Origin of the sequence: Streptomyces sp. NBC_01515 (assembly GCF_045040345.1) — a bacterium.
In the GTDB taxonomy this organism is placed as follows: domain Bacteria; phylum Actinomycetota; class Actinomycetes; order Streptomycetales; family Streptomycetaceae; genus Streptomyces.
Window position 1 is genome coordinate 1,400,495 of the sequence record NZ_CP109416.1, and the last position, 17,822, is coordinate 1,418,316.

The window sequence follows — 17,822 nt, forward strand, 5'->3', positions numbered from 1 at the left end:
AGATGACCAGCCCGGAACAGCACATGGCGGACCTGCTCGCGATCTTCGGTTCGCCGGCGGCGTGCACGGCGGAGCTGCTGTGCGACCGGCACCCGGCCGACGCCGTCGCGTTCACGCTCGTCGAACCCGACCTGACCGCGCGGCACTTGACGTTCGGAGAGCTGACGGAGTCCTCGGGCCGGATGGCGAGCGCGCTGGCCGATCTGGGCGTCGGCCCCGGCGACCGCGTCGCCACGCTGATGGGCAAGTCCGCCGAGCTGGTCATTGCCCTGCTCGCCATCTGGCGCCTCGGCGCGGTGCACGTCCCCTTGTTCACGGCCTTCGCGCCGCCGGCGATCGGGGTCCGGATCACCGGCAACGGCACCAAGGTGGTGTTCGTCGACGCCGACCAGCGTGCCAAGCTCGACGCCTCCCCGGCGCTCCCCGCGGACGCCGGACGGCGGATCATCACGACCGGGCCGAGCGACGACGGGACGCCGGCCTTCGCCGACCTGATCGCGGCGTATCCACCGCTGGAAAGCGCCGTGGCCGCGGGTGGCGACGCGCCCGTCATCGAGTTGTTCACCTCCGGCACGACCGGATCGCCCAAGGGCGTACCGGTGCCGCTGCGTGCCGTCGCGGCGTTCGCGATGTACCAGGAATACGGCTTGGACCACCGGCCCTCGGACGTGTTCTGGAACGCCGCCGATCCCGGCTGGGCCTACGGCCTGTACTTCTCGCTCGTCGCCCCGCTCGCGCTGGGCCGCACCGCAGTCCTCGTGCACTCGGGGTTCAGCCCCGCGCTGACCTGGTCGGTGCTGTCACGGTTCGCCGTCACCAACTTCGCGGCAGGGCCGACCCTCTACCGCGCCCTGCGGCACGCCGACACCCCGGTCCCCGAGAACCTGCGCCTGCGGCACTGCTCGTCCGCGGGCGAGCCCCTCACGCAGGACGTGATCCCCTGGGCCGAACGCACGCTCGGCGTCCCGGTCCTCGACCACTACGGCCAGACCGAACTCGGTATGGCGGTCGCCAACGCCTGGCACCCGGACCTGCGCGGCGAGGTGCGACCCGGATCCATGGGACGCGCCCTGCCGGGCTGGACCGTCGAGATTCTCCGACCGGACGAGGACGTCCCCGCCGGGCCCGGCGTGACCGGCCGGGTCGCCGTCGACTGCGCCCACAGCCCGCTGATGTGGTTCACCGGCTATCAGGACGCCGAGGGCCGCACGGCGGAACGGTTCAGCCCCGACCGGCGCTGGTACTACACCGGCGACGTCGCGACGAAGGACGAGGACGGACATCTGTTCTTCGCCGCCCGCGACGACGACGTCATCCTGATGGGTGGCTACCGCATCGGGCCGTTCGACGTGGAGAGCGTGCTGGCCGCCCACGAGGCCGTCGCCGAGGCGGCTGTCGTCGGCGCCCCGGACGAGCTGCGCGGTGAAGTGCTCGTGGCCTTCGTGGTGCTGCGTCCCACCGCCCGGCCCGGCGACGAGCTGGTCGCCGAACTCCAGCAAGCGGTCAGGACCGGCTTCGCCGCCCACGCCTATCCCCGTGCGATCCACTTCGTGCCCGAACTGCCCAGGACGCCGAGCGGCAAGACCCAGCGCTTCCTGCTCAGGCAGCGGCTCCAGGCCGGTTCGGCGCATCCCACCACACACTGAGAGGCTCACTCCGTGGCCATGTTCCAAGAAGCGCCGCAGCGACCGGAGCAGTACCGCAGGTTCGAGCGGGAGACACCGGGCTGGTTCCGTGACGCCAAGCTCGGCGTCTTCGTCCATTGGGGACCGTACTCGGTGCCCGCCTGGGCCGAGCCGACCGGGGCCTCCGGCACGATCGACCCGGACAGGTTCTTCCTCCACAACCCCTACGCGGAGTGGTACTTCAACACCATCCGCATCGCCGGCAGCCCCGCCGCGGAACACCACCGCGAGGCGTACGGCGACGCACCGTACGACGACTTCCTCGACCGGTGGACGGCCGAGGACTTCGACGCCGCCGATCTCATGGAACTGGTCGCCGCCACCGGCGCCGGCTACTTCGTCCCGACGACGAAACACCATGACGGCGTCACCCTGTGGGACGCCCCCGGTACCGGCGACCGCAACACGGTGCGCCGCGGACCGCGCCGAGACCTCGTCGACGAGCTCGGCGTCGCGGCCCGCGCGGCCGGAGTCCGCTTCGGCGTGTACTACTCGGGCGGACTCGACTGGCATGTCGGGAGCACGCCGCCCATCGTCGACGTCGAGAGCTTCGGGGTACGCCCGGTCGACCGGGCGTACGCGGACTACGCCCACGACCACGTGGCCGACCTCATCGCCCGCTACCGGCCGGACGTGCTCTGGGGCGACATCGAGTGGCCGGACACCGGAAAGGCCGAGGGCCCCAAGAGCCTGGTGAACCTCTTCGAGAGTTTCTACGCCGCGAACCCCGAGGGCGTCGTCAACGACCGGTGGGGTGAGACGCACTGGGACTTCCGGACGAGCGAGTACCAGCACGGGGGCGCCGTCGAGGGCGGCGAGACGTGGGAGAACACCCGCGGCATCGGCTACTCCTTCGGCTACAACCAACTGGACGACGAGAGCACCTCCCTCAGCGGACCCGAGGCGATCAGGCACTTCGTGGACGTCGTCTCCCGCGGAGGCAACCTCCTGCTCAACATCGGCCTGACCGCCGAGGGAACCGTTCCCGGCCTCCAGCGGCGGACACTCGTGGAACTGGCCGAATGGAACTCCGCCAACGGCCCGTCCGTCTTCGGCTCGACCCCGGTCGCCGCCGAGCTGGCCAAGCCCGGCGAAACGCCGTGGGTCCGCTGGACGCGGACCGGCGACCAGCTCCACGCGTTCGTCCGGACCACCGAGACCGCCCCGACGCTCACCGTGGACACGGCCCGCGTGGACCCGCGGTCCGCCCGCTTCGCCGACGGAGCACGGGCCTCCGTGACGATCACCGGCGAGGGCGTGGTCGTCGGCATGCCGGCCGCGGGTGCCTCCGTCCCGGTCCAGGTGACGTTCGACCTGCGCTCCGCCTGACCCACGAAGATCCGCCTCACGAAGAGAGGAAACGTATGTCCGGGACCACGCCCGCACGCCCCAAGCCACCGCTGATCGCACGCGCCATCTGGAAGATCCCGCTCATCGCCGGGCCGCGACTGGCCACAGCCACCGCCGCGCAGCTGGAGAAGCAGCAGGAACGGACGCGGGCGAGAGCCGACCGGCTGGGGCCGTCGACACATCAGCGGGTCATCGACGGGCCCGCCGGTGACATCACCCTGCGCGTCCACACCCCCAGCGCCGAAGCCCCGGGCGAGCACGCCGTCGTCGTCCACTTCCACGGCGGCGGATGGGTGTCGGGAAGTCCCCGCGAAGCCGACTTCATCTGCTCGACGGTCGCCGAGGGAACGGGAGCGTTCGTCGTGTCGGTCGACTACCGCCTCGCTCCCCGAAACCGCTACCCGGCGGGACTCGACGACTGTTACGCGGCACTGGTCTGGGTGGCCGGGCACGCCGCGGAACTCGGCGGCGACCCGACACGCATCGGGCTGCTCGGCGAGAGCGCCGGCGGCAACCTGGCCGCGGCCGTCTCCCTGCTCGCCCGGGACCGCGGCGGCCCGACGATCCGCCACCAAGGGCTCCTGTACCCGGCGACCGACGCCTCGATGACAGCACCCTCGTACCGCACGAACGCGAACGCCCCCTGGCTCACAGCCGCCGGCGTGCGAAACGCCTACCACCACTACCTGCCGGAGGACGCCAACCCCCTGGAACCGGGGATCTCCCCGCTGCACGCAGCCGATCACGCGGGCCTCCCGCCCACGACGATCGTCCTGGCCGGCCACGATCCGCTCCACGACGAAGGCGCCCTGTACGCCGAGCGCCTGCGGCAGGCCGGCGTCCCCGTGGACGTGTTCGACTACCCCCGCATGGTGCACGGTTTCGCGAACGTCCCCCATCTGTTCGGCGAAACAGCCGCCGCCCTGGGCGAGGTCGTGACGGCACAGCGCCGGTATCTGACGCACTGAGGCACTGTCCCGGCGATCAGCAAGGCGTCCACCCTCCGACACCCAAAGAGAAACGATCGTTTGCACTAGAGATTGCGGAGTGCTACTTTCAGCATGAAACGCAAACGAACGTTCTCGTTTGGTGATGCCGACGCCTCGAAGCCTCTCCGGGCGCCGCCGCACCGGACGGCGAGGAGCCCGTCATGCCGAAGTCGCCAACTGCCCCTGTCCTCCCGTGCCACACGGATGTCCTGATCTCAGGGGCGGGCCCCACGGGACTGACCCTGGCGGCGAGCCTGGCCCAACTGGGCGTGGACCATGTACTGATCGACCGGAACGCCGAGATCCAGCCCGGCTCCAAGGCCGCCGCCGTGCAACCGCGAACACTGGAGTACCTGGACCGGATCGGTGTCAGCGCGGACCTGGTCGACGGTGGGAAGAAGGGGCGCGGCTTCTGTCTGCACGACCGTGAAAAGGCGCTCCTGCGGACCAGTTACGACCGGCTGAGCACGCCGCACCCCTACATGCTGCTCGCGTCCCAGCAGACCACCGAGGAACACCTGGCGCGGCGGCTGGAGGACCTGGGCGGCACTGTCCACCGTGGGCATCGGCTTCTCGGCTTCGCCCCGGACTTTCCCGGCGTCACCGCCACGGTCACCACGCCGGACGGGACACTGCGTGCGGTGTCGGCCCGGTATCTGGTCGGCTGCGACGGCGTGCACAGTACGGTGCGCACCGCCGCCGGCATCGGTTTCCCCGGGGACGCTCCCGAGCAGTTGTTCGCGCTCGCCGACGTACGCCTGAAGCCGGGATCGCGGGCGGCGGCGTCCGAGGATGCCACGTTCTTCCTGTCCGACGCCGGGCTGCTGCTCCTGTCCCCGCTCATGCAGGGCCTGCACCGCCTGGTCGCGCCGGTGCCGCCCGGCTCGGCCGCACCGGATGCGGGAGAAGTCGAAGCGTTGCTCGCCGCGCGCGGTCCCGCCGGCGAGAGCGCGGCCGTGGACGAGGTCGTCGCGGCCGCCACCTACCGGGCCCAGGAGCGGCTGGCCGAGCGCTTCCGCGCCGGGCCGGTCTTCCTGGTCGGGGATGCCGCCCACACCCACAGCCCGGCCGGGGGCCAGGGCATGAACACCGGCATCCAGGACGCCGGGAACCTCGCCTGGAAGCTGCACGCCGTCCTCACCGGCGCCGCACCGGACGAACTGCTGGACAGCTATCACCGCGAGCGGCAGCCGGTCGCGGCCCAACTCGTCGCTTCCACAAGCCAGTTCGCCCGGATCGCCACCCTGGCCGACCCGGCCGCGGGCCGACGCCGCAACGCCCTGCTGTCCGCGGCGGCCGCCACCCCGGGCATCACCGACTGGCTGGCCGACACCCTCGCCCAGCTCGACATCAGCTACACCCGCGAACCCGACCTCGGCGCCCCACGCATCGGCACCCGCGTCTCGCCCCTGACCGTCCCCCCGGACGGCCTGCGCTGGACCCTGGCCCTGCCCGGCCCGGGCGAACAGCAGCCCGACCACCAGGTGAGCCGACGCGGGCCACTCACCGTCCGGCACGTCCCCGGTCTGCCGACCACGCTCCTCGTACGCCCCGACGGCTACCTGGCCGCCGCCGGAGTCCCGACGGACCAGAGCGACCTCACCGACCTGCTCCGCCAGCGCGTACCCCAGTAAGTCCCCCTGAAGGACAGCGAGTTCAAGGAGACACGGACATGACCCCTCGTACCACTTCACCCACCCTCATCCGCCAGGTCGCCGTCTTCGACGGTCGTCGACCGCAGCCGGTGCAGGACGTCCTGATCGACGGCACCGTGATCGCGGCCGTCGGCACGGGTCTGGTCGCACCGGCGGGAGCGACGGTCCTCGACGGCACCGGCCGCACCCTGCTGCCCGGCCTGATCGACGCCCACACCCACACCACCGACACGGCACAGCTGCGTCAGGCGCTGGCGTTCGGCATCACGACCGAACTCGACATGGGCGGCGCTCCCGACACCGCCCGGCGGATGCGCGCCGCCGCCGACGAACGGGACGACCTGGCCGACGTGCGCGTCGCCACCACCGGTGCCACCGCGCCGGGCGGACACCCCTGCCAGCTGGTCGAACTCGGCATGATCGAGCCCTTCCCCACCGTGGCCGGACCCGACGACGCCGAAGCGTTCGTCGCGGCCCGGGTCGCCGAAGGCGCGGACCACCTCAAGATCTTCATCGAGGACGGCACCGCCATCGGCAAACCCATGCCCCTCATGTCTCCGGAAACGGTCATCGCCCTGGTCAGGGCAGCCCACGACCGCGGGCTGCGGACCGTCGCCCACACCCTCACCCGCACCGCGGCACGCCAGGCGATCGCCAGCGGCATCGACGGCCTGGCCCACGCTCCCGCCGACGGCCCCAGCGACCAGGCACTGATCGAAGCGGCGGCGGAGAACGGCGTGTTCGTCGTGCCCACCTTGACCACGCTCACCGGGATGACCGACGCCCCGGCCGAGTACGAACTCGCCGAGGACCCCAGGCTGCGCCCCTACGCCGATCCGCAGTGGCTGGCGGACCTGGAGAAGACTCGGGTCACCACCCCCGGACAGCGCGTGGGGCCCATCGCGGTCGACCCACGGCACGCCGCCGACGCCGCCGTACGGATGTTCCGCCTCGGGGTACCACTGCTCGCGGGCACAGACGGTACGGGCGGCCACGGGCACCCCACCACCCACGGCATCAGCTACCACGGCGAACTCGCCCTGCTCGTCGCCGCCGGCCTCACCCCCGCCGAGGCCCTGACCGCCGCCACCGCCGCGCCCGCCGACGCGTTCGGCCTCACCGACCGAGGCCGGATCGCCCCCGGACTCCGGGCCGACCTGCTGCTCGTCGACGGCGACCCCACCCGCGACATCACCGCGTTGCGCGACATCACCGCGCTGTGGCGTCGTGGAGCCCGCGTCGAACGCTCCGCCCACCTCGCCACGCAGACCCAGGAGTGACGATGAACATCGCCGACCCTTCCGTGATCCCGACGCCCTCGGGCATCCACCACATCAAGCTGCCCGTCACCGACCTGGAGCGCAGCGTCCAGTGGTACGCCGCCGTGCTGGGCGCCGGCCGTCTGACCCAGCTGGACCACCGTCGCCCCGACGGCACTCTCTTCGCCGTCATCCTCGACGTCCCCGGGCTGGGCACCCGCCTGGAACTGCGCCTGGACCCGACGACCGCGACCGCCTTGGAGGGGTACGAATTCCTCACCCTGGCCGTCGACGACCGTGCGGCCCTGGACCGATGGATCACTCACCTGGACACCCTCGGCATCACCCACTCACCGCCGGTAGTGGCCCTGGTGGGCTGGGTCCTGGTCATCCCCGACCCCGACGGACAGCGCCTGCGCCTCTACACCACCGCGCCCCACGGACTGGACGCCGACCGGATCGAGTACGCCTCACCCTGGCTCAGCACCGGCCCCGGCCCCGAGTCTCGTCCGGACGACGAGGACGCGACCAGCAGTGGGGGTGAGCCACTCTGTCTGGCGGCGAGGTGCACGGCTCTGCCCGGCCGAGGCGATCTGCTGAAGTCGCGGTTGGTGACCCTGGCGCGCGCCACCCGCCGTGAACCAGGCTGCTTGGCCTTCCGGGTGCACCGCAGCCGGCAGGAGCGGGACGCCTTCGTCGTCTACGAGGAATGGACCGGCCAAGAGGCCCTGGACGCCCATCACACAACACCCCATGTGGACGCCTTCCGCGCCGGCGCGGCGGATCTCATGGCCGTGGCACCGTCCCCGGAACGTCTCGTCCCCTGCACCCGGATCTGACCCCGCCCTCACTTCGGCGCGTCGTCGAAGGCCGAGCCGAGGGACGAGAGGCCGCCGATCAACTGCTCGGTGGCGACGGGCTCCACGAGGTGTCGGCCGACCAGGAGCCCGGGCATGAGCGTCATCAGCGCGGTCGCGATCTGCGCCGGATCCGCCGTGGGCGGTACCTGTCCCTCGTCGCGCCAGCGGCTGGCCAGTTCGACGAGGTTGTCCCGCATGCTCAGGTAGAAGGTCCGGGTGCGCCCTTCGAGTTCCGGACTGCGCAGCGCCTCGCCCCACGCCTGGATCGCGATGCGGCTCAGATCGTACGACTGTCCCTCGCCCCGGTCGCGGGCCTCGGCCGCCATCGCCTCAAGCACCTCGGACGGCGACGGGGTGGGACGCCGTTCCAGGAGCCGGCGGAACAGGTCGCCAACCAGGCTCAGGCCCTCGTCCGCGGCGGCGTCGATGAGGTCGTCCTTGCTGCGGAAGTAGCGGTAGACGGCGCTGGAGGACATGCCGGTCGCGGCGATGACATCGTCCATCGACGTGGCATGGAAACCGTTGCGGGAGAAGCAACTCCAGGCACTGGTGAGAATGTGGCGCCGCCGTTCTTCCCGGCGCGCCTCGCTCAGACGGGGCATGCCCTCACCCTAAACGCAAACGGTGGTTTCCGTTACGGGAGGGCGGTGGAAGTCTGCCGATCATCGAGCGTTCGCGGAGCACAGAGCAGGGCCAGGCGGTCGGCGTCCGTGCTGCCGGGCTCAGCGGTGCCCACGAGCAGGCACTGGCCCGGCGCGTCCTGCACCTCGAAGGTCTGGTACGAGAGGGTCAGCCGTCCCGCCACGGGGTGGTCGAAGGTCTTGTCCCTGCTGCCCAGCCGGTTGACGTCCTGGCGCCCCCATAGTTCCGCGAACTCGCCGCTTTCCGCGCGGAGTTCATCGATCAGAGCCGCGAGCCGGGGATCGTGGCGCTCGTGGCCGTAGGCGAGCCGTAGGGCGGCGACGGTGTCGCGAGCCACGGTGCCCCAGTCCGCGAACAGCGTGCGTGCGGCCGGGTCGCGGAAGAGGGAGCGGACCATCTGGCGCGGGTCGGTCAGCGGGGAGAGCAGGGCGGCGGCCGACGCGTTCGAGGCGAGAACATCCAGCCGCCGGTTGACCACGTAGGCGACGGCCGCCGGGAAGCCGTCCATCAGCCGCCGCAGCCCGGGCGCCACCCGCTCCACATCAAGGTCGGGGGCTTCCGGTCGCGGTACCAGCCCGGCCAGACGGTAGGCGTGCCAGCAGGCGTCGGAGTCCAGGCGAAGCGCCCGCGCGAGAGCGTCGACGACCTGGCCGGACGGTTTCCGTTCACGGCCCTGCTCCAGGCGGGCGTAGTAGTCGACGCTGACCCCGGCCAGCACGGCCACCTCCTCGCGTCGAAGCCCGCTGACCCGGCGATCCTCCGAACGGGGAAACCCCACCTCCTGCGGACTGAGGCGGGAGCGACGCGCCAGCAGGAACTCCCCCAGTTCGTTGCCGCTCATACCTCGATCGTACGTCGCCGCTTCCTAGGAGTGCGGCACCCAGGAAGCTCCTGCCTGCCGACAGCGCGGGATCGGGCCCATGCTGAGGAGATCACACGGCTCACCCGTGGGCGCCCAGCACAGAGAAGGAAGCCGCGATGGTCACGGAAGATCAGGTACGCACCTGGATCGAGCGCTATGTACAGGCGTGGACCACCAACGACAAGAAGGACATCGCCGCACTGTTCACACCGCGGGCCGAGTACCACGAGTGGCCGTACGAGACCGACTGGATCGGCCGCGACGCGATCGTCGAGGGCTGGCAGGGCCGCGCGCCGTGGCAGGAGGGCGGCTGGGACTTCGACTGGTCCATCCTCACCATCAACGGCGACACGGCGGCCGTCGAAGGCACCGGCCGATACAAGGAGTTGGGCACCTTCGCCAACCTCTGGACGGTGACGTTCGACAAGAGCGGCAAGTGCACCGTGTTCCGCATGTGGAACAACGAGATCTGACCCACGGCACCTTTGGTGGTCGTTGTGCGGGCAGGGGCTCTCAGCCCAGTGACACCGTCGAACCGCGGCTGCTGCCGGCACTCCCGTCCGCCTGGCCGGGCGGCAGCGGCCGGGGTAGTTGTACGACTCCAGGGAGACCGGCCCGTCGGCGGAGCCCGGCCGGGCGCAGAAGGTGGCGTCCTTCTGGAAGACGGCCGATCCGTCGTTCACGTCCAGCCGGACGCGGAAGGCGTAGTGGCGCAGGTATCTGCCCGAGGCGTCCTCGATCGAGTAACAGTGGGAATCGGCCAGCCCGGCGACGCATCGGAAGATGGCCTCCCGCTTCGCGGGCCCGGGGCTGGTGGCGGTCACGGGACCAGGGACGCCTGGATGGCCGACTTCGACGCGCCGAACGTCAGCGAGATGGCGGCCGAGGTCAGGCCCGAGAGCGGCGGTGGTGACTACGGAACCGGCGGCGGCCTCGACCACCTCGGCTTCGGCACCCTGACCTTCACCCGGGACAGGGCGATCGTCTCGGCCACCACACCGACACCGTCCGCGAGCGCGTCCGACACGGCGTCCTCCTCCGACACCGGCGCCGCGACCCCTGCCGCCGATGCCGGCGACGGAACCCAGCCGCAGGGCCGCCGGGGCGAGGACCTCGCCGCCACCGGCGTCCTCGCCATCACGGGCGGCTTCATCGCCCTGCGCCGCGGAGGCACCCGCGACAGCGGCTGAACACCGCGCGACTCGGGCCGTTCATCGCGTAGCACCCCTACCCGATGGCGGCCTGTCCGCCGGTCGTTCGGCACCCGTCCAGCCGTCCGCTCCTCGCAACTCCGCGTACATCCGGGTGAGTTGCACGTCCAGGACAGTGCAGAGACGGCTGAAGGTCCAGTAGTAGCCGCAGAGATGGAGTAGCTCGACGAGTTCGCGGGCGGAGAGGAACTCGCCTGCCGCGGCGAACACTTCATCGGACACCCGGGATCCCGCGACGACCTCGGCGGCGAACTGGATCACCGCACGGTCGTGCTTCGGCAGTGCCGGATTGGCATGGTCCCCGTTCTTGATCAGTTCGCGGGTCGCGTCGTCCACGCCGGCGTTCCGTGACAGGGGTACGTGCTGAGTGAGGACGAAGTCGCACCGCGCGCCTTCGGCCACGGTCAGAATGACCAACTCCCGTGCCCGCACGGGTAGTTCCAGGGTGGTGTAGAGGGCCTGGGCCAGGCCGATGAAGGGCTGAACGGTGGACGGTGAGTGTGCCAGCATCTTGAACATCGGGTCCGGTGGGAAGTCGGCCAGGAACCGGGCGACCTCCTCGGGGATGTCGTTCGGGTCGGGGTCCCGCAGTCGGGTCATCGCTCTCTCCGTCCGGTGAGATTCATCAACTCGGCCACGTCGGGGAGGCGTTCGAGTCCCTTGATCCGCTCGATGATCTTTCGGGCGGCCGGGAGGCTGATGACGCCTTCGACGTTGTCGAGGAACTTGGCCTCGATGTCGGTGTCTTCGGTGTCGGGATGCGCGGGGTGTCCCCGGACGCCCCACTGGGTGTGGGACAGCACACGGCCGTCGGCGAGGACGATGTCGACCCGGCAGCTCAGAAAGGGCGCGTCCGGCGGGAACTCCATCGGGTAGGGCACCACCTTGTCGACGACCGACAACAGATCGGGGTCGGTCCACAGCACGGGATCCATGTAGTCCTCGGGACGGTTGTGGCCTCGCACCAGCCGCAGCGCCACGCTGAACGCCGTACTGAACTGTGCCGAGACCATGTCCGTCGGCCGGGTGACCGCCGCCCCGTGCCCGACCGCGATCGCGGGCAGACCGAGCCGGATCTCCTTGATCTCGCGCCACGGCAGGTGGTCGCGGGCCAGGAGATGAGCCACGGCTTCGATGGCCGGTCCGGCGGATCCGATCGTGGGATACAGCCGGAAGATCGTGTCGACGATGTGGAAGTGGTCCCAGAGCCCGTCGACGCCCGACGTGTCCCGGGTGCCGGCGAAGAGACGGAACAGTCCGCGCTCGCCCTCGATGATCGTCGCCGGTCCGGTGAGTCCGTCCCGGGCGAGCAGTGCGGCCTGGGAGCCGCTGCGGGCGGCGGATCCGGAGTGCATCCGCTTGACCTCGCCGCCGCTCCGTTCGTACTCCATGGTGCCGCCCGCGTCGCTGCCCGCGATCCCGAGGGCGTCGGTGAGCCGGCCCGGAGTCAGGCCGAGGAGCCGGCCCGCCGTCGCCGCGGCGCCGAAGGTGCCCAGGATCTTGGAGCCGTGCCAGCCCACGCGGACCATGTCCCGCACGGTGGTGGCGCCCAGCAGAGACATCACCTGTGCTCCGGCGACCACAGCCGTGAGCACCTCACGGCCGTGCGCACTGGTGCTCTCGCCGAACGCCAGAGCGGTCGGGACCACGGCCGAGCCGATGTGCGCGGCGTACATGTGGACGTCGTCGAACTCGAAGGCGGCGCCCAGGGTTCCGTTGGCGAAGGCGGCGTACGGGGCGACCGTCCGGGCGCCGGAGAGCACCATCGTGCTCTCCGGCTCGGCCCTCATCGCTTCGACGAGCCGGAGCTCTGGCCGGACGTTGGGCAGGGTCGCGCCGCGGACCTGCAGACCCAGTTGGTCGAGGATCAGCAGCTTCGCCATCTCGACCGCGCGGGGCGGCAGTTGGTCGTACTCCAGGGCGGCGACCCATGCTGCCAGCCGGGTTGCCAGAGTGTTCTCACTCATCACGCACCTCGTCGCGGTGGGGGTGGTCAGCGCTGGATGGCCTTGGTCTCCAGGAACTCCTCCAGGCCGAAGCGGCCCATCTCCCGACCGTTGCCGGACTGCTTGTAGCCGCCGAACGGGGCGAGCAGGTTCATCTGCGGACCGTTGACGTCGATCTGCCCGGCGCGCATCCGCTCGGCGATCGCCAGCGCGTGCCCCGTCTCACCGAACACGGCGCCGTTCAGGCCGTAGTCCGTGCTGTTGGCGATCTGTACGGCGTGGTCGTCGTCGGTGTAGGGGATGACCGCCAGCACGGGGCCGAAGATCTCCTCACGGGCGATGACGGAGTCGGGGTCGACGTCGGCGAAGACGGTGGGCCGGACGTAGGCACCGGTCTCCAGCCCCTCGGGCCGGCCGGGTCCGCCGACGACGACCGTGGCACCGTCGGCGACGCCGCGTTCGATGTAGGAGGCGACGCGTGCGCGCTGGGTCTCCGAGGCGAGCGGGCCGAGAAGGGTGCTCTCCTCGGTCGGGTCGCCCACCGTGTACGCGGCGGACGCCTCGCGGAGCAGGTCGACCACCTCGTCGTGCAGTTCGGCGGGAACCAGCATGCGGGTGTAGGCGCCGCACACCTGGCCGCTGTTGATCCAGGCGCTCGACAGGCCGCGGGTGACGGCGTCCGTCAGGTCGGCGTCCCGCAGGATGATGTTCGCGGACTTGCCGCCGAGTTCCAGCGCGACCTTCTTGACGGTCGCCGAGGCGAGCTCCGAGACGCGCTTGCCGGCGCGGGTGGAGCCGGTGAAGGACACCATGTCGATTCCCGGGTGCGCGGCGATCGCCTCACCGACGACCGGACCGGTGCCGTGCACGACGTTGAACACCCCGGCGGGCAGACCGGCCTCGGCGGTGACCTCCGCGAGGATCCGGGCGGCCAGCGGGGCGACCTCCGACGGCTTGAGCACCACGGTGTTGCCCGCCAGGAGAGCCGGGACGACCTTGGTGATGACCTGCTGCAGCGGGAAGTTCCACGGGGTGATCGCGCCGACCACACCGATCGGCTCCCGTACGACGAGCGAGTTCGCGATCTCCTCCGTCCAGGGGAAGTCCGCCACGACGGAGACGGTGGCCTCGGCGGCCATCACCGGCAGGCCCGCCTGGCCCATGCGGGCGAAGGAGATCGGGGCACCCATGTCGGCGCTGATCGTGGCGGCGATCTCCTCGGAGCGCGCCTGAAGCCCCGCCGCGATGCGCCGGACGACGGCGGCACGCTCCGCCGGGTCGGTCGCGGCCCAGGCCGGGAACGCGGCGGTGGCCGCCGCCACGGCATGGTCCACGTCCTCGGCCGTGCCGGCCGGGACCGTGGCGATGACGGCCTCGGTGGCCGGGTTGACCACGTCGATCACGGGCCCGCCGAAGGGAACCGCCTTGCCGTCGATCCAGTGGGCGGGGGCGGGGAAAGTGAGTTCGCTGTTGGCGTTCATGCACCCCAGCGTCACAAGCGCCGAAGATCGCATCCAGGGACGGATTGTCCCGTGATCCACGTCACATTCAGTACGGCTGGTGGTCGCTCATCCACGGATCGACCGACCCTGGCTGAGCTCTTCGGCGCCCCTGTCCGATCTGCGAAACTGGGTGCTGGGAGCGCTTCTGACCTGGGCGTCACCGATGAGCGAAGCGAGAGGAGCAGGCGTATGGACCGCGCCGAGCTCGCCGACTTCCTGCGTACCCGGCGCGCGGCGCTGCAGCCAGAGGACGTCGGCCTGCCGCGGACCCGTCGCCGCCGTACCGGGGGTCTGCGCCGCGAGGAGGTCGCCGCCCTCAGCAGCGTGTCGACCGACTACTACAGCCGTATCGAGCAGCAGCGCGGCCCCCGCCCCTCCGAACAGATGCTCGCCGCCCTCGCGCAGGGCCTGCGCCTGTCGCTGGACGAACGCGACCATCTCTTCCGGCTGGGCGGCTACGACACTCCCCAGCGCGTCTCGCGCACCGACCACATCAACCCCGGGATGCAGCGCATCTTCCAGCGCATGGACGACAGTCCGGCCCAGATCATCAACCATCTGGGCGAGACACTCGCGCAGAACCGCCTCTCCACCCTCCTCGTCGGCGACCAGACCCGGCACACCGGCATGGCCCGCTCGCTGGCCTACCGCTGGTTCACCGACCCCGCCGAACGGCAGCGCTTCCCGGCCGACGACCATGCCCAGCACGGCCGTACCGTCACCGCCCAGCTCCTCGCGACCCACACCCGCAATCCCGACGACCCCCGCGTCACCGGCCTCGTGGAGACCTTGCTCAGAAAGAGCGAGGAGTTCGCCGACATCTGGCGCCGGCACCCCGTCCTGGGGCCGTACTGCGCCCCCAAGCTGATAGAGCATCCCCGAGTCGGCCTCATGGAGCTGCACGGACAGAGCCTGATAGATCCCGACCAGTCGCAGATCCTGACGGTCTTCACCGCCACCCCGGGCAGCGAGAGCTACGAGAGACTCCAATTCCTCTCCGTTCTGGGCGACCAACTCCTTTGACGTGCGTCACCACGGCAGACCCCGCTGTCTCCGGCAGGTAAGCCGTTCGGGAGCCCGCCACCGTCCGACATCCTCGTCCCCAGCGGTCAGCCGATTCGACGCCTCCACCGGAACTTGGGGGTCAGTCAGCTTCCAACCGCAGGTCAGCGCCTGATCACAGGCCACCGTCGCAGAGACGGGATACAAGCGGCGACGCCATGGTGGCCCCCAAACTGCCCCGGCATCTGCTGGAAGACTTCGCCCCGCACCTTTCCCTGGGCAGACCAAGTGCCACACGCCCCCTCGCCTCGCCAAGCCGATCCAGCGCGAGCGCGAAGCCCGGGGACATCAGACATGACCGCCCGAACCGGCACACCTCCGCTCCGGAGGCCATGAGCTCCGGCCGTCTGCCCGGCGTCGATCAACCCTTCGCCCAGGGCAGTCAGGTGGCCAGTACAGCCAACCCCATGACCGGATCCGCGGCTCAATTTCATTCCGAACACTTTGTTGGTACGTCCTGACATACCTGTTGACATCCCCGCGGAGACGGCCTCATAGTCTCTCCAACTAGAGCGCGCTACTAAAGCGCTCCAGTCGCTGAACAGGCGGTCTACACCAACGACCGCCACAGAAGACGAGCCGCCACGCACGGCACATACACACCACTCGCGCACCACGTCGCCACTCGCCGAACACGCATCGGCCGCCGACGCGGGACGCGCTACCGCCCACCACCGACTCCACCCTGACAAGCACAGCGAGGTGCAAGGGACATGCGCAGAAACCACCGAGCCGCAGTTTTCACCGCCACCGTTCTGGTCGGCACTCTGTTCGCCGCCGGCTGTTCCAGCAGCTCGGGCGGCAAGAAGTCCGAGGAAGGAGGTGCGGACGCCTCGGCGGGCAAGGCCACCACCCCGCGTATGACGGTGGCCATGGTCACCCACGCCGCCCCCGGCGACACGTTCTGGGACCTGGTCCGCAAGGGCGCCCAGGCCGCTGCCGCCAAGGACAACGTCAAGCTCGTCTATTCCAGCGATCCCAGCGCCGGCAACCAGGCCAACCTCGTGCAGAACGCGATCGACCAGAAGGTCGACGGTATCGCGCTCACCGCGGCCAAGCCGGACGCCATGAAGGACGTGGTGGCCAAGGCCAAGTCGGCCGGTATCCCCGTGGTCGGCTTCAACTCCGGTGTGAGCGACTGGAAGAAACTCGGCATGCTGGAGTACTTCGGACAGGACGAGAACATCGCCGGCCAGGCCTTCGGCCAACGCCTCAACAAGCTCGGCGCCAAGCACGCCCTCTGTGTCATCCAGGAACAGGGTCAGGTCGCCCTTGAGGCCCGCTGCGCCGGTCTGAAGAAGGGCTTCAGCGGCAAGACCGACATCCTCTACGTCAACGGCACCGACATGCCGTCGGTGAAGTCGACGATCACGGCCAAGCTCAGCCAGGACTCCTCCATCGACCAGGTGGTCACCCTCGGCGCCCCGATCGCGCTGACCGCGATCCAGTCCTTGTCCGACTCCGGCAGCAAGGCCAAGCTCGCCACCTTCGACCTCAGCAAGGACCTGGTGAAGGCCGTCCAGGACGGCAAGATCGAATTCGCCGTGGACCAGCAGCCTTATCTCCAGGGCTACTTGGCGGTCGACGCGCTGTGGCTCTACAAGACCAACGGCAACTTCAGCGGCGGCAGCACCGCGCCCGTCCTCACCGGACCGGCTTTCATCGACAAGACGAACGTGGACAGCGTCGCCAAGTTCGCCGCCAACGGAACCCGGTGATGAGTATGACCCAGCACGCCGAGCCGGCGGTGACCTCACCGCCGGCCCCCGGCCCCAAGGAGGTTGACGGCCGCACGGCCGAACGTCCGCGGGCGCTACGGCTGTTGGCCCGCCCCGAGGTGGGTGTCTTCCTCGGTGCGGCAGCGGTGTACGTGTTCTTCCTGATCGCCGCCCCGCCGGTGCGCGAGGGCGCCGCGATGGCGAACATCCTCTACAGCTCGTCGACGATCGGCATCATGGCGCTGCCGGTCGCCCTGCTGATGATCGGTGGGGAGTTCGACCTCTCCGCCGGTGTCGCGGTCATCACCTCGGCGCTCACCGCGAGCATGCTCAGCTACCAACTCACCATGAACGTATGGGTCGGTGTGATCGCCGCCCTGGTCGTGTCGCTGGCAATCGGCTTCCTCAACGGCTGGCTGGTGGTCAAAACCGGGCTGCCGAGCTTCCTGATCACCCTGGGCAGCTTCCTGATCCTCCAGGGCGTCAACCTCGCGGTGACGAAGCTGGTCACCGGCAACGTCGCCACCGACGACATCAGCACCATGGACGGCTTCGGCCAGGCCAGGAAGGTCTTCGCCTCGTCGTTCGACGTCGGCGGCGTTCAGGTGAAGATCACCATCGTGTGGTGGCTGGTGTTCGCGGCGATCGCGACCTGGGTGCTGCTGCGCACGAAGTACGGCAACTGGATCTTCGCGGTCGGCGGCAACAAGGACTCCGCGCGTGCTGTGGGTGTCCCGGTGGCGTTCACGAAGATCTCGCTGTTCATGCTCGTCGGCTTCGGTGCCTGGTTCATCGGCATGCACCAGTTGTTCTCCTTCAACACCGTGCAGTCGGGTGAAGGCGTAGGGCAGGAGCTGATCTTCATCTCGGCGGCCGTGATCGGCGGGTGTCTGCTGACCGGTGGTGCCGGTTCGGCGATCGGCCCGGTCTTCGGCGCGTTCATGTTCGGCATGGTGCAGCAGGGCATCGTCTACGCCGGCTGGAACCCCGACTGGTTCAAGGCGTTCCTCGGCGTGATGCTGCTCGGCGCCGTCCTCATCAATCTGTGGGTCCAGCGCACCGCGACCCGGAGGTGACCTTC

General features: G+C 70.1%; 16 protein-coding genes and 1 pseudogene. 11 read left to right on the forward strand and 6 right to left on the reverse strand.

Annotation, left to right across the window (positions count from 1 at the left end):
- Window positions 1–2: 2 nt before the first annotated feature.
- The 6 genes from OG407_RS05950 to OG407_RS05975 all read left to right on the forward strand — a co-directional run bounded on the left by OG407_RS05950 (window position 3) and on the right by OG407_RS05975 (window position 7,777).
- Window positions 3–1,646, forward strand: a complete 1,644-nt coding sequence (locus tag OG407_RS05950; RefSeq protein WP_405855678.1) for an AMP-binding protein — start codon at window positions 3–5, stop codon at window positions 1,644–1,646.
- Window positions 1,647–1,664: 18 nt separating this feature from the next.
- A complete protein-coding gene (locus OG407_RS05955) occupies window positions 1,665–3,014 on the forward strand; it encodes an alpha-L-fucosidase (RefSeq protein WP_405868305.1) in 1,350 nt (449 codons plus the stop codon).
- A gap of 35 nt (window positions 3,015–3,049) precedes the next feature.
- Window positions 3,050–4,003 (forward strand): alpha/beta hydrolase, encoded by a 954-nt coding sequence (locus tag OG407_RS05960; RefSeq protein ID WP_405855680.1) that lies wholly within the window; start codon window positions 3,050–3,052, stop codon window positions 4,001–4,003.
- Window positions 4,004–4,185: 182 nt separating this feature from the next.
- Entirely contained in the window at window positions 4,186–5,658 is a 1,473-nt protein-coding gene (locus tag OG407_RS05965) for an FAD-dependent monooxygenase (RefSeq protein ID WP_405855682.1), read from the forward strand.
- Between the two features lie 38 nt (window positions 5,659–5,696).
- A complete protein-coding gene (locus OG407_RS05970) occupies window positions 5,697–6,959 on the forward strand; it encodes an amidohydrolase family protein (protein WP_405855684.1) in 1,263 nt (420 codons plus the stop codon).
- Between the two features lie 2 nt (window positions 6,960–6,961).
- Window positions 6,962–7,777 (forward strand): antibiotic biosynthesis monooxygenase, encoded by an 816-nt coding sequence (locus tag OG407_RS05975; protein WP_405855686.1) that lies wholly within the window; start codon window positions 6,962–6,964, stop codon window positions 7,775–7,777.
- A gap of 8 nt (window positions 7,778–7,785) precedes the next feature.
- Here the strand turns inward: OG407_RS05975 and OG407_RS05980 are convergent, their stop codons facing one another.
- Both OG407_RS05980 and OG407_RS05985 read right to left on the reverse strand, forming a co-directional pair.
- Window positions 7,786–8,400 (reverse strand): TetR/AcrR family transcriptional regulator, encoded by a 615-nt coding sequence (locus OG407_RS05980; protein WP_405855688.1) that lies wholly within the window; start codon window positions 8,398–8,400, stop codon window positions 7,786–7,788.
- 32 nt (window positions 8,401–8,432) lie between these two features.
- Window positions 8,433–9,281, reverse strand: coding sequence for a helix-turn-helix domain-containing protein (locus tag OG407_RS05985; RefSeq protein WP_405855689.1), 849 nt, complete (start codon window positions 9,279–9,281; stop codon window positions 8,433–8,435).
- A 137-nt stretch (window positions 9,282–9,418) separates the two neighbouring features.
- Here OG407_RS05985 and OG407_RS05990 point away from each other — a divergent pair, with 137 nt between their 5' ends.
- Window positions 9,419–9,775 (forward strand): nuclear transport factor 2 family protein, encoded by a 357-nt coding sequence (locus OG407_RS05990; protein ID WP_405855691.1) that lies wholly within the window; start codon window positions 9,419–9,421, stop codon window positions 9,773–9,775.
- A gap of 117 nt (window positions 9,776–9,892) precedes the next feature.
- Here the strand turns inward: OG407_RS05990 and OG407_RS05995 are convergent.
- Window positions 9,893–10,243, reverse strand: a pseudogene (locus tag OG407_RS05995) (AbfB domain-containing protein); the annotation flags it as partial.
- Between OG407_RS05995 and OG407_RS06000 the strand changes: the two are divergent.
- Window positions 10,145–10,492 carry a hypothetical protein gene (locus OG407_RS06000; protein ID WP_405855693.1) on the forward strand — a complete coding sequence of 116 codons (348 nt, stop codon included), beginning with the start codon at window positions 10,145–10,147 and terminating at the stop codon, window positions 10,490–10,492. The pseudogene OG407_RS05995 and the gene OG407_RS06000 sit on opposite strands and share 99 nt — an antisense overlap.
- 21 nt (window positions 10,493–10,513) lie before the next feature.
- Here the strand turns inward: OG407_RS06000 and OG407_RS06005 are convergent, their stop codons facing one another.
- From OG407_RS06005 to OG407_RS06015, 3 genes are read right to left on the reverse strand one after another with little or no spacing between them, the layout of a single operon-like run.
- The gene (locus OG407_RS06005; protein ID WP_405855694.1) at window positions 10,514–11,113 is read right to left on the reverse strand and encodes a carboxymuconolactone decarboxylase family protein; all 600 of its coding nucleotides are present in this window, start codon (window positions 11,111–11,113) and stop codon (window positions 10,514–10,516) included.
- The gene (locus OG407_RS06010; protein ID WP_405855696.1) at window positions 11,110–12,480 is read right to left on the reverse strand and encodes an MmgE/PrpD family protein; all 1,371 of its coding nucleotides are present in this window, start codon (window positions 12,478–12,480) and stop codon (window positions 11,110–11,112) included. The genes OG407_RS06005 and OG407_RS06010 overlap by 4 nt, the downstream gene beginning before the upstream one ends.
- Window positions 12,481–12,506: 26 nt before the next feature.
- Entirely contained in the window at window positions 12,507–13,940 is a 1,434-nt protein-coding gene (locus OG407_RS06015; RefSeq protein WP_405855698.1) for an aldehyde dehydrogenase family protein, read from the reverse strand.
- A gap of 210 nt (window positions 13,941–14,150) precedes the next feature.
- Between OG407_RS06015 and OG407_RS06020 the strand changes: the two genes are divergently transcribed.
- The 3 genes from OG407_RS06020 (at window position 14,151) to OG407_RS06030 (ending at window position 17,817) form a co-directional block, all read left to right on the forward strand.
- Window positions 14,151–14,984 (forward strand): helix-turn-helix transcriptional regulator, encoded by an 834-nt coding sequence (locus OG407_RS06020; protein ID WP_405855700.1) that lies wholly within the window; start codon window positions 14,151–14,153, stop codon window positions 14,982–14,984.
- A 752-nt stretch (window positions 14,985–15,736) separates the two neighbouring features.
- The gene (locus OG407_RS06025; protein ID WP_405855702.1) at window positions 15,737–16,741 is read left to right on the forward strand and encodes a sugar ABC transporter substrate-binding protein; all 1,005 of its coding nucleotides are present in this window, start codon (window positions 15,737–15,739) and stop codon (window positions 16,739–16,741) included.
- Entirely contained in the window at window positions 16,741–17,817 is a 1,077-nt protein-coding gene (locus OG407_RS06030; RefSeq protein ID WP_405855704.1) for an ABC transporter permease, read from the forward strand. Before OG407_RS06025 ends, OG407_RS06030 begins: the two co-directional genes overlap by 1 nt.
- Window positions 17,818–17,822 lie beyond the last annotated feature (5 nt).

What these genes read in the sequence shown, in the direction of transcription:
- OG407_RS06000 (WP_405855693.1), top strand. Translation starts at nt 10,145, where the DNA reads ATGGCCGACTTCGACGCGCCGAACGTCAGCGAGATGGCGGCCGAGGTC.
- OG407_RS06010 (WP_405855696.1), bottom strand. Translation starts at nt 12,480, where the DNA reads ATGAGTGAGAACACTCTGGCAACCCGGCTGGCAGCATGGGTCGCCGCC.
- OG407_RS05960 (WP_405855680.1), top strand. Translation starts at nt 3,050, where the DNA reads ATGTCCGGGACCACGCCCGCACGCCCCAAGCCACCGCTGATCGCACGC.
- OG407_RS05965 (WP_405855682.1), top strand. Translation starts at nt 4,186, where the DNA reads ATGCCGAAGTCGCCAACTGCCCCTGTCCTCCCGTGCCACACGGATGTC.
- OG407_RS05990 (WP_405855691.1), top strand. Translation starts at nt 9,419, where the DNA reads ATGGTCACGGAAGATCAGGTACGCACCTGGATCGAGCGCTATGTACAG.
- OG407_RS05970 (WP_405855684.1), top strand. Translation starts at nt 5,697, where the DNA reads ATGACCCCTCGTACCACTTCACCCACCCTCATCCGCCAGGTCGCCGTC.
- OG407_RS06020 (WP_405855700.1), top strand. Translation starts at nt 14,151, where the DNA reads ATGGACCGCGCCGAGCTCGCCGACTTCCTGCGTACCCGGCGCGCGGCG.
- OG407_RS05985 (WP_405855689.1), bottom strand. Translation starts at nt 9,281, where the DNA reads ATGAGCGGCAACGAACTGGGGGAGTTCCTGCTGGCGCGTCGCTCCCGC.
- OG407_RS05980 (WP_405855688.1), bottom strand. Translation starts at nt 8,400, where the DNA reads ATGCCCCGTCTGAGCGAGGCGCGCCGGGAAGAACGGCGGCGCCACATT.
- OG407_RS06025 (WP_405855702.1), top strand. Translation starts at nt 15,737, where the DNA reads ATGCGCAGAAACCACCGAGCCGCAGTTTTCACCGCCACCGTTCTGGTC.
- OG407_RS06015 (WP_405855698.1), bottom strand. Translation starts at nt 13,940, where the DNA reads ATGAACGCCAACAGCGAACTCACTTTCCCCGCCCCCGCCCACTGGATC.
- OG407_RS05975 (WP_405855686.1), top strand. Translation starts at nt 6,962, where the DNA reads ATGAACATCGCCGACCCTTCCGTGATCCCGACGCCCTCGGGCATCCAC.
- OG407_RS06005 (WP_405855694.1), bottom strand. Translation starts at nt 11,113, where the DNA reads ATGACCCGACTGCGGGACCCCGACCCGAACGACATCCCCGAGGAGGTC.
- OG407_RS05955 (WP_405868305.1), top strand. Translation starts at nt 1,665, where the DNA reads ATGTTCCAAGAAGCGCCGCAGCGACCGGAGCAGTACCGCAGGTTCGAG.
- OG407_RS05950 (WP_405855678.1), top strand. Translation starts at nt 3, where the DNA reads ATGACCAGCCCGGAACAGCACATGGCGGACCTGCTCGCGATCTTCGGT.
- OG407_RS06030 (WP_405855704.1), top strand. Translation starts at nt 16,741, where the DNA reads ATGAGTATGACCCAGCACGCCGAGCCGGCGGTGACCTCACCGCCGGCC.